We start from the raw sequence: 10,762 nt of genomic DNA on the forward strand, positions 1-10,762 counted from the left end.
GTTCCTCGGCGCCGTCGACACCACGCGGGTCAGCGCCCTGGTGATCGGCCGGTGGTCGCCGGACGAGCCCGACAGCTTCCGGGGGCCGATGGAGGCGATCATCGCCGCCGCCGGCCGGCTGCCCGCCCTGCGCGCACTGTTCGTCGGCGACATCACCTTCGAGGAGTGCGAGATCTCCTGGATCCAGCAGTGCGACGTCACCCCGCTGCTGGCGGCCTTCCCTCGGTTGGCCGAACTGGTGGTGCGCGGGGCCTCCGAGGACTGGGAGGGCAAGGGCGGTCTGCTCCTGGAGCCACTGCGGCACGAGGCACTCAAGGCGCTTCGCTTCGAGGCCGGCGGCCTGCCGGGCGCGGTCGTACGGTCGGTGACCGGCAGTGACTTCCCGGCCCTGGAGCGCCTGGAGCTCTGGCTGGGTGTGCCCGGCTACGGCGGCGACGCGACGATGGCCGACCTCGCGCCGTTCCTGGACGGCACCCGCTTCCCCGCGCTGCGCCACCTCGGGCTCCAGAACAGCGAGTTCCAGGACGACATCGCGGCCGCCGTGGCGCACGCCCCCGTGGTCGCCCGGCTGGAGTCACTCAACCTCTCCATGGGCGTGCTCACCGACCAGGGCGCCACCGCCCTGCTGGAGGGCCAGCCGCTCACCCACCTGCGCTCCCTCGACCTGCACCACCACTTCCTCACCGAGGAGATGCAGCAGCGCCTGCGCCAGGCGCTGCCCGAGGTGGAGCTCGACCTCTCCGAGGCCGGCAAGCCCGACGACCAGTGGCGCTACGTCGCCGTGGCCGAGTAACCGTCGACGTCCCGCCGCCGAATCGCCCGAACGACTGACCGACTGACCGACTGACCACCAGGATCCGCCATGGCCATCTCCCGGCACATCGATCGCTTCCACGACCTGCCGATCCACGAGTTCGTCCCCGACGACAGCCGACCGCGGCCCGCCGCCTGCGCGGTCGCCTGGCGGCTCGCCCTCGCGTACCGGTCCGAACGGGACTTCGCGCAACTCTGGCAGTCCTTCCTCCGCGAGGTCGACCCGGCCGGCGTGCGTGCCCTGGTGATCGGCCCCTGGTGGGACTGGAAGGAGGGCTACGGCCCCGTCGGCCCGGTGATCGAGGCACTCACCGCCGCGGCCGGGCGTCTGCCCGCCTTGGAGGCCCTGTTCCTCGCCGAGGTGACGTACGACGAGTGCGAGGTCTCCTGGCTGCTGATGGACGATGTCACCCCGTTACTGACCGCCTTCCCGACACTGAGGTCGCTGACCGTGCGCGGCGGTACGGACCTCGGCCTGGCTCCGGTCCGGCACGACGCGCTGACCACCCTGCGCCTGGAGTCCGGCGGCCTGCCGGCCACCGTGGTCCGCGCGGTGGCCGGCTCCGAACTGCCGGCGCTGGAGCACCTGGACCTCTGGCTCGGCGTGGACGAGTACGGCGGTGATACGACGATCGACGATCTGGCGCCGTTCCTGGACGGCTCGCGGCTGCCGAGGCTGCGCCACCTCGGGCTGGCCAACAGCGAGTTCCAGGACGAGATCGCCGCCGCTCTCGGCGCCGCCCCGGTGGTCGCCCGGCTGGAGTCGCTCGACCTCTCCATGGGCGTGCTGACCGACGAAGGGGCCACCGCCCTGCTGGAGGGCCAGCCGCTCACCCATCTGCGCTCCCTCGACCTGCACCACCACTACCTGAGCGAGGAGATACAGCAGCGGCTGTGCGAGGCCCTGCCCGGCGTCGCCCTCGACCTCGACGAAGCCGAGGGCGACGATCCGGACGACGAGGACGACCGCTACGTCTCGGTCGCCGAGTAGGCGGGTGACGAGGCGATGACCATGCAGCTGACCGTCCTCGGCAATCCGGGGCACCGACGGGTGACGCTGTTCGCCGCCGCGGCCCGGTCCGCCGGGCTGCCCGAGCCCGCCGTCCTGCCCTGGCTGGACGTGCTGGGCGGCCGGTACCGGCTGCCCGAGGGAGGCCTGCTGCGCATCGAGTCGCCCGGCGAGGAGCCCGAGGTCGACCGGCTGCTGCGCGGCCCGGCGCTCGGCCCCGACTACGCGCCGACCAGGGTCGAGGGCACGGCCGCCTGGTACGCCGGGGTCATGGCCGCGCTGCGCGGGCTGGCCGCCCGGCCCCGTGTCCGGCTGCTCGGCGATCCGGAGGAGATCGCCGTGATGTTCGACAAGCGCCGGGCGCACGCGCTGCTCGCCGGAGCCGGGGTCCCGGTGCCCAGGGCACTCGGCGGCGAGGTCATCGGCTGGGAGCACCTGCGCGAGCGCCTCGCCGAGGCGGGCCTGCGCCGGGTCTTCGTCAAGCCCGCGCACGGTTCCTCCGCCTCCGGGGTGATGGCGCTGGAGTTCGGACCGCGTGGGCAGCTGCTGGCCACCACCTCGGTGGAGCTCGCCGACGGCCGACTGCACAACTCGCTGCGGGTGCGCCGCTACCGCGACGAGCGGGAGGTCGCCACGATCGTCGACGGCCTGGCTCCGGACGGGCTGCACGTCGAGCAGTGGATCCCGAAGGCCTCGCAGTCCGGCCGCTCGGCGGACCTGCGGGTCGTGGTGGTCGCCGGCCGGGCCACCCACGTCGTGGTGCGCACCAGCGGTCAGCCGATGACCAACCTGCACCTCGGCGGTGCCCGGGGCAGCGTCGAGCAGGCTCGGGAGGCCGCCGGTCCGGCCTGGCCGGCCCTGCTGGAGACGGCCGAGCGCGCGGCGGCCTGTTTCCCCGGCTCACCGATGGTCGGCGTCGACGTCCTGCCCACCGCCGGCTGGCGGCGCGCCCTGGTCGGCGAGGTGAACGCCTTCGGCGACCTGCTCCCCAACCTCAGCGGCCTGCCCGGCGGCCCCGCCGAGGGCCTCGACACCTACGGCGCCCAGATCGCCGCGCTCACCAATCCCTCCCCGTCGTCGCTCCCGGTGACGGACCACCAGATCACGGAACCCGCTGGATGAACCACCAGACCCCTGTCCCGGCCCCCGACATGAACGCGGTCGTCGGCACCCACGACCTGCTCCTCGTCACCCTCGACACGCTCCGTTTCGACGTCGCCGAGGAACTGGCCGCCTCCGGCCGGATCCCGAACCTCACCGCCGTCCTCCCGGGCGGCCGCTGGGAGCGCCGGCACGCGCCGGGCAGTTTCACCTACGCCTCCCACCAGGCGATCCTGGCGGGCTTCCTGCCGACCCCGGCCTCCCCCGGCGGCCCGCACCCGCGCCTGTTCGCGGCCCGCTTCGCCGGCTCCGAGAGCACCGCCCCGCGCACCTGGGTCTTCGACGCCCCGGATCTGCCGACGGCACTGGCCGCGACCGGGTACCGCACCGTGTGCGTCGGCGGCGTCGGGTTCTTCAACAAGCAGGGCCCGCTGGGTTCGGTGCTGCCCGGCCTCTTCCAGGAGAGCCACTGGGCACCCGAGCTGGGGGTGGCGTCGCCGACGTCCTTCGAGGAGCAGGTCGCCCTGGCCGAGCGGGTGGCCGCCGAACAGCCCGCCGAGCAGCCGCTGTTCCTGTTCCTGAACGTCTCGGCGCTGCACCAGCCGAATTGGTTCCACCTGCCCGGCGCCACCCGTGAACACGGGGACTCCCGGGCCAGCCACGCCGCCGCCCTGGAGTACGTGGACGCGCACATCGGCCGGCTGTTCGCCGCCATGAGCGCCCGTCGGCCCTGCTTCGCGATCATCTGCTCCGACCACGGCACCGCGTACGGCGAGGACGGCTACACCGGGCACCGGATCGGCCACGAGGTCGTCTGGACCGTCCCGTACACGCACGTCACCCTCCCCGCCCGCGCGACGGAGGCCACCGCGACCGCCGAGGAGCGCGCATGACCACCGCACCCCCGCGCCCCGACTCGCCGTACCAGTCGTACGTCTACGCCTACCCCCACAAGACGGCCTACCGCCCGCTGCCCGAGCGTCCGCTGCTGCGCGAGCTGTGGGCGGGCGAGGCCCAGCACGCGCTCTCGCTCTACCTGCACATCCCGTTCTGCGAGGTGCGCTGCGGCTTCTGCAACCTGTTCACCCGGATCGGCAGCCCCGAGGGCCTGACCACGGCCTACCTGGACGCCCTGGAACGCCAGGCCACGGCGGTGCGCGCGGCGCTGGACGAGGGCGCCCGGTTCGCGCTGGCCGCGTTCGGCGGGGGCACCCCCACCTACCTGACGGCCGGTGAGCTGGAACGGCTGTGCGACATCGCCGAGCGGCGGATGGGCGCCGATCTGCGGGCGATACCGCTCTCGGTGGAGGCCTCGCCCGCCACCGCGACGGCCGACCGGCTGGAGGTGCTGGCCGCCCGGGGCACCACCCGGCTGAGCCTGGGCGTGCAGTCCTTCGACGACGCCGAGGCGCGCTCCGCCGTCCGCCCGCAGAAGCGGGCCGAGGTGGAGGCCGCCCTCGGCCGGATCCGCGCGGCCGGGTTCCCGGTTCTCAACATCGACCTCATCTACGGCATCGACGGCCAGACCGAGGCGAGCTGGCTCCGCTCGCTGGACACCGCGCTCGCCTGGCAGCCCGAGGAGTTGTACCTCTACCCGCTGTACGTCCGCCCGCTGACCGGCCTGGCCCGGCGCGGCGAGCAGGAGAGCCACTCCGCCTGGGACGCGCGCCGGCTCGCGCTCTACCGGACCGGCCGCGACCACCTGCTCGCCCACGGCTACCAGCAGGTGTCGATGCGGATGTTCCGCCGCGCCGCCTCCCCGCAGGCCGGGGCGGGCGAGTACGCCTGCCAGACCGACGGGATGGTCGGCCTGGGCTGCGGCGCCAGGTCCTACACCTCGCGGTTGCACTACTCGTTCGACTACGCGGTGAACGCCACCAAGGTGCGCGGCATCATCGACGACTACGTCGCCACCACGGACTTCCACCATGCCGAGGTGGGCCACTGGATGGGCGGCACGGAACCGCGCCGGCGCCATCTGGTGCAGTCGCTGCTCCAGGCCGAGGGCCTGTCGTCGGCGGAGTACCGGGCCAGGTTCGGCAGTTCACCGGCTGAGGACTTCCCGGCCGAGCTGGCCGAATTCGCCGACCGCGGCTGGCTCGCCGAGGGCGACGCGGAGTTCCTGCGGCTCAGCCCGGAGGGTCTGGCGCACTCGGACGCCGTCGGGCCGATGCTGTTCTCACCCGAGGTCGGGGCGCTGATGACGGAGTACGAGACGAAATGACCTTCCTTGGCATGCCCTCTCCCGTACCCGAACCCGCGGTCTCACCGTCATTCGGGGAGGGCGCGCGGGACCTCACCCTGCTCTACCGCGGTCCGCTCGCCTCCTGTGACTACGACTGTTCGTACTGCCCGTTCGCCAAGCGTCGCGACAGCCCCGAGCAACTGCGGGCCGACCGGGCCGCGTTGGCGCGCTTCACCGGCTGGGCCGCCGAGCGCGCGGGCACCGGAGACACCCTGTCGCTGCTGTTCACCCCCTGGGGCGAGGGGCTGGTGCGCTCCTGGTACCGCCGCGCGCTGGTCGAGTTGAGCCACCTGCCGCACGTCCGTCGCGTGGCGATCCAGACCAATCTCAGCTGCCGCACCGGCTGGCTCGCCGAGGCGGACCTCGACACCCTGGCCCTCTGGGTGACGTTCCATCCCGGTCAGGTCACCCGCGACCGCTTCCTCGCCAAGTGCAGCGAGCTGGACGCGCTCGGTGTGCGCTACAGCGTCGGGGTGGTCGGCCGGCCCGAGCACCTCGCCGAGGCCCGCCGGCTGCGGGCCAAGCTCGCCGAGGGCGTCTACCTCTGGGTCAACGCAGCCGAGGGCCTGTGCTATACCGACGCCGAGGCCGACCAGTGGACCGCCCTCGACCCCTACTTCGGCTACAGCCGGCACGCCCACCCCAGCGCCGGGCTGCCGTGCCGCACCGGGGAGTCCGCGCTGTCGGTGGACGGCGACGGCACCGTACGCCGCTGCCACTTCGTCCGCGACGTCCTCGGCAACCTCTACGACGGCAGCTACCGCTCCCGACTGCGGTCGCGCACCTGTCCGTTGTCGGTCTGCGACTGCCACATCGGCTACGTCCACCTGGAGTCGCTGCCGCTGTACGAGCTGTTCGGCGAGGGAGTGCTGGAGCGCGTGCCGCACCGCTGGCCGCCGGGCCGGCGATAAATCGGTTGCCAACCGGGCACGCTGTGTGAAAGCGTACGAACAACCGTACAGAACCAGCAGGTTGGGAAGGAGGCCCTCAGATGATCAGTGGCATACGACTCGCCGTCGTGCCGGGCCTCGTGCTCGGTGACACCCCGGCTCGCGCTTCGACGCGTGAGCCGCGCCCGGCCTGACGTCCGCGCCCGCCGTCCCGGCGGCGCCACCGCCCGACGTGTCTGCTGCTCACCTCCTCGTCGAAGTGCTCTTCGTGCCCCCTTCGCACGTTCGACCACGAGGAGCCCCGGTGTCCGACATCCCTCGGCCCACCACCGCTGTCCTACCCATCCTTCCGATCCTGCCCGCACCCTGGCACAGCGAGAACGGCACGCCCGCACCGCGTCGCCTGATCGCCGCCGACGACACCCTTCGCGCCGAGGCCGCCTACCGGTTGGCCTGCGAGGGCACCGCCCTGCTCTGGCAGGGCGACTACCCCGGCGCGCTTCGACTCCTACATGCCATGCGCCGCCGCGCCGGGCGGCGCCGGCCCCGGCCCGCACTCGCCGTCCCGGGCGAGGCATTCCGACAGCACCGACGGGAACGCGCCCGCCTGGCCCGCGTCCTCGGCCTGCTGCTGGTACCGCTCGACGCGGGCCACCGCGTCCCGCTCCACCGGGCGCCCGATGTCCGCGAGGCCTGCTCGGCGGCCTACGGACCGCTCCTTGACAACAGAATCGTGTCCCTGCGTGAACTCCTCGGTGTGATCGGCGCACACCAGTGGCTCATCAGGGGCGTCGAGGTTCCGGCCCTCGGCGGCCGCATCCACCCGCACTACGGGGTCTTCTCACCGGTCCGCGGCGAGTACGTCGACCTCGTCGCCCGGGCGCCGCTGCCACCGGCTGCCCGCAACCACCCCACCGCCTACGATCTCGGCACCGGCACCGGGGTGCTCGCCGCGCTCCTCGCCCGGCGCGGCCTGCGCAGGATCCTGGTCACCGACACCAATCCGCGCGCTCTCGCCTGCGCCCTCGACAACGCCCACCGGCTCGGCCTCACCGGGAGGGTCGAGACCGCCGGCAGCGGCCTCTACCCTCCCGGCCACGGCCGGGCCGCCCTGGTCGTCTGCAATCCCCCGTGGCTGCCCGGGCGGCCGAGCTCCACCCTCGACGAGGGCGTCTACGACCGGGACAGCCGCATGCTCCGCGGCTTCCTCGACGGCCTGGCCGACCGCCTGTTGCCGGGTGGCGAGGGCTGGCTCATCCTCTCCGACCTCGCCGAACACCTCGGGCTGCGGTCCCGCGCCGACCTGCTCGGCGCCGTTTCCCGAGCCGGGCTGCGCATCACCGGGCGCCTCGACACCGTCCCCCGCCACCGCCGCGCCACCACCCCGGACCGGGTCGACCCCGCTCTCCGGGCCGCCCGATCCGCCGAGGTCACCTCGCTCTGGAGGCTCGCCTCCGTATGACGCCCGGCTGCGTGACGGGCCCGCCCGGGCCTGAGAAAGGGTCCCAGGAGCCGTCCGCCGACCCGGGCGGCCAGCGGGCCTCGGCGACGGCTGAACCGGTGGCGGGGATGACTGCTCCTCTCGCGTCTGGCCGCACCCCTCGGCCGACAGGCCGGTGCCCGGCCCCCGTGCGCGGGCGACCGGTCAACCCGACGAGGGTCGGCAACCGGACGCGGCCGGACGGGGGTCCGGCGCCGCCCACCGTCACGAACCGCCGCTCACCGCCCGCGGACGCGCCGCCAGAGCGTGCGCGTCGAGACGACCGGGTCGAACGAACCCGGGCGGTCCCGGGTCAGCGGATAGCAGGCGAATCCGATCAGCGCCGCGCTGAAGTGGCCGATGCTGGTGTAGTCCCGGCTCTGCTGCACGCCCAGCCCGTAGACCACCAGCACCCCTGCCGCGTAGAGGTGGCGCCAGGGTCGGACGATCAGGTAGGTCAGCACCGCTACCACCCCGGCCAGTGCGTAGCTGACGCCGTAGTCCAGGGTGTAGACCGCCCTCCGCGAGGCCAGTCCCCGGTGGATGGCCCAGCCGAGCACGCCCTCGCTGAGATAGGTGGCGCCGACGTGCGCGAGCGCCACCACCGAGATCCAGCGTCGCGTGCCGAGCCACCGCTCGACGGGCACGTGGAAGAGGTTGTACAGCAGGAAGTAGAGCAGCCAGCCGCCACCCGCGATCCACAGCGCGCTGGCCACCAGGACGCGGACCGGGGAGACCTGGAGGTGGTGGAGATTGGTCGAGCGCCGCTCCAGGATGCGGTCGGCGGTCGCCGGATCGACGTGTCGGATCACCTGCGTGGTGATGAGCAGGATCGCCAGCCAGATGTAGGTGCCCGGCGCGCGCCGCACGTAGGCCCACACCGCGTGGGCGGCACGCGCCCTCCGGGACCGTCGGCCCGGCTCGGAGTCCCTGGCGGTCCTGCCGGCCATCGGCGCCTCCTCGACACTCCTCCCCATCACCCTCACCCCCACCCGTCCCGGCCGCCACCCGCCACTGCCTGCCGCTGCCTGCCGCTGCCTGCCGCCAGGCCCTACCCTCACCAACCGCCCGGCCGTCTCACGGCACGGGCGACCATCCGACCCTTCGCGTACGCTGGCGCTCCGACCGTCCCGCTCGCGCCTTCCCCCGCCCACGCGCCGGGCGAGCCGGTGCCGGGAACCGCCGAGCAAGGGCACCAGCCACGATGAGCGATCGCCTCGCGACGAGGGCACCGACCCGCCGCTACGGCCTGCCGGCGCTCGCCCTGGCCCTGGCCGTCACCTGGGCCCTGGACCAGCAGCTGGCCGACGCCGGCCACCTCGTCGCACTCGGGCTGGGCGTACTCGCCTCCCGCACTGCCTGGGTGCGCACCCGCGCGCTCGCACGGCGCTGACCCTTGCCGCCACCGTCGGCCACCGATCCCTCACTCCAACCTCCCGAACGAACAATCGAGTTGGTCGAGCCGCCGACTCTCAGTACCAACTCTCCGGCCACCCGTCACCACCCCAGCGGCCGCATGCCCTTGCATTCCACTGCAAATCTATGCCAGAGTTCGGGCATCGGATCGATTACGCCGAATCCCGTCACACGTCGCTAGATCAGGGGCCCGCTCTCGCGGGTCAAGGGTGCATCCATGTCGAAGGTCTTGAGCAAGCTTCCGGTCGGTGAACGGATCGGCATCGCATTCTCCGGTGGGTTGGACACCTCCGTCGCCGTCGCGTGGATGCGCGAGCACGGTGCCCTCCCTTACGCCTACACGGCCGACATCGGCCAGTACGACGAGCCGAACCTCGCCGACGTCCCGGCCCGGGGCCGCGCGTACGGCGCCGAGCAAGCCCGGCTGGTCGACTGCCGGGCCGCGCTGGTCGAGGAGGGCCTGGCCGCCCTCGCCTGCGGTGCCTTCCACATCCGCTCCGCCGGCCAGACGTACTTCAACACCACTCCGCTCGGCCGCGCCGTGACCGGGACCCTGCTGGTGCGCGCCATGCAGGAGGACGGCGTCTCCATCTGGGGCGACGGCTCCACCTACAAGGGCAATGACATCGAGCGGTTCTACCGCTACGGTCTGCTCGCCAACCCCAACCTGCGGATCTACAAGCCGTGGCTGGACCAGGCGTTCGTCGACCAGCTCGGCGGCCGCAAGGAGATGTCCGAGTGGCTCGCCGAGCGGGACCTCCCTTACCGGGACTCCGCCGAGAAGGCCTACTCCACCGACGCCAACATCTGGGGTGCCACCCACGAGGCCAAGCGGCTGGAGTACCTGGACGCCTCCCTGGAGATCGTCAGCCCGATCATGGGCGTGGCCTTCTGGAACCCCGAGGTCGAGATCAAGACCGAGGATGTCACCGTCGAGTTCGAGTTCGGCCGCCCGGTCCGGATCAACGGCCGGGAGTTCGCCGGCGCCGTCGACCTGGTCCACGAAGCCAACACCATCGGTGGGCGGCACGGTCTGGGCATGTCCGACCAGATCGAGAACCGCATCATCGAGGCCAAGAGCCGCGGCATCTACGAGGCCCCGGGCATGGCGCTGCTGCACATCGCCTACGAGCGGCTGCTCAACGCCATCCACAACGAGGACACCATCGCCACGTACCACACCCAAGGTCGGCGGCTCGGCCGACTGCTCTACGAGGGCCGCTGGTTCGACCCGCAGTCGCTGATGCTCCGGGACAGCATCCAGCGCTGGATCGGCCACCCGGTCACCGGCAGCGTCACCCTGCGGCTGCGGCGCGGCCAGGACTACTCGGTCATCGACACCCAGGGCCCCAACTTCAGCTACCACCCCGAGAAGCTGTCGATGGAGCGCAGCGTGGACGCCGCGTTCGTTCCGGACGACCGCATCGGTCAGCTGACCATGCGCAACCTCGACATCGCCGACTCGCGCAGCAAGCTGGAGCAGTACGCGGTGCACGGCCAGCTGGCACCGTGGAGCGGCCTGATCGGCGAGCTCGCCCCGGGCGGTGCCGCCCCCATCGCGGCCGGCACCGGTGACGAGGAGGACCCCACCGCGCTCGACCACGCGGCGATCGAGTCCGGCACGGACTGACGCCTCCTGCCCACGGAGGGCCGTCGCACCCCAGCAGCGGTGCGGCGGCCCTCCGCCACTCCTCCCCCCCCCCCCCCCCGGCCCCCCCGTGCCGCCCCCCCCCCCCCCCCCCCCCCCCCCCCCCCCCCCGCCCCCCACCCCCCCCCCCCCCCCCCCCCCCCCCCCCCCCGCCCCGGGC

General features: G+C 73.1%; 10 protein-coding genes. 9 read left to right on the forward strand and 1 reads right to left on the reverse strand.

The genetic code is table 11. The features are described from left to right. From ACFRMQ_RS30555 to ACFRMQ_RS30585, 7 genes are all read left to right on the forward strand, one after another. Positions 1–793: STM4015 family protein (locus ACFRMQ_RS30555; RefSeq protein WP_380733930.1), on the forward strand; the 793-nt coding region annotated here is incomplete at its 5' end. Positions 794–862: 69 nt separating this feature from the next. After that, positions 863–1,804: an STM4015 family protein gene (locus ACFRMQ_RS30560; RefSeq protein ID WP_380733931.1), complete on the forward strand. Its 942-nt coding sequence runs from the start codon at positions 863–865 to the stop codon at positions 1,802–1,804. Between the two features lie 15 nt (positions 1,805–1,819). After that, on the forward strand, positions 1,820–2,944 hold the full coding sequence (locus ACFRMQ_RS30565; protein ID WP_380733932.1) for an STM4014 family protein: 1,125 nt from the start codon (positions 1,820–1,822) through the stop codon (positions 2,942–2,944). A 29-nt stretch (positions 2,945–2,973) separates the two neighbouring features. Continuing rightward, entirely contained in the window at positions 2,974–3,816 is an 843-nt protein-coding gene (locus ACFRMQ_RS30570) for an STM4013/SEN3800 family hydrolase (RefSeq protein ID WP_380733939.1), read from the forward strand. After that, positions 3,813–5,147 (forward strand): STM4012 family radical SAM protein, encoded by a 1,335-nt coding sequence (locus tag ACFRMQ_RS30575; protein ID WP_380733933.1) that lies wholly within the window; start codon positions 3,813–3,815, stop codon positions 5,145–5,147. Before ACFRMQ_RS30570 ends, ACFRMQ_RS30575 begins: the two co-directional genes overlap by 4 nt. Positions 5,148–5,158: 11 nt before the next feature. Beyond that, on the forward strand, positions 5,159–6,079 hold the full coding sequence (locus ACFRMQ_RS30580) for an STM4011 family radical SAM protein (protein WP_380733934.1): 921 nt from the start codon (positions 5,159–5,161) through the stop codon (positions 6,077–6,079). Between the two features lie 283 nt (positions 6,080–6,362). After that, on the forward strand, positions 6,363–7,520 hold the full coding sequence (locus tag ACFRMQ_RS30585) for a methyltransferase (protein ID WP_380733935.1): 1,158 nt from the start codon (positions 6,363–6,365) through the stop codon (positions 7,518–7,520). A gap of 257 nt (positions 7,521–7,777) precedes the next feature. Here ACFRMQ_RS30585 and ACFRMQ_RS30590 read toward each other — a convergent pair whose 3' ends face one another. Beyond that, positions 7,778–8,488, reverse strand: coding sequence for a rhomboid-like protein (locus ACFRMQ_RS30590; RefSeq protein WP_380733936.1), 711 nt, complete (start codon positions 8,486–8,488; stop codon positions 7,778–7,780). A gap of 254 nt (positions 8,489–8,742) precedes the next feature. Between ACFRMQ_RS30590 and ACFRMQ_RS30595 the strand changes: the two genes are divergently transcribed. Both ACFRMQ_RS30595 and argG read left to right on the forward strand, forming a co-directional pair. Further along, a complete protein-coding gene (locus ACFRMQ_RS30595) occupies positions 8,743–8,931 on the forward strand; it encodes a hypothetical protein (RefSeq protein ID WP_380733937.1) in 189 nt (62 codons plus the stop codon). Positions 8,932–9,171: 240 nt separating this feature from the next. Beyond that, positions 9,172–10,584, forward strand: a complete 1,413-nt coding sequence (argG, locus tag ACFRMQ_RS30600; protein WP_380733938.1) for an argininosuccinate synthase — start codon at positions 9,172–9,174, stop codon at positions 10,582–10,584. Positions 10,585–10,762 lie beyond the last annotated feature (178 nt).

This window comes from Kitasatospora sp. NPDC056783 (assembly GCF_042789895.1).
In the GTDB taxonomy this organism is placed as follows: domain Bacteria; phylum Actinomycetota; class Actinomycetes; order Streptomycetales; family Streptomycetaceae; genus Kitasatospora.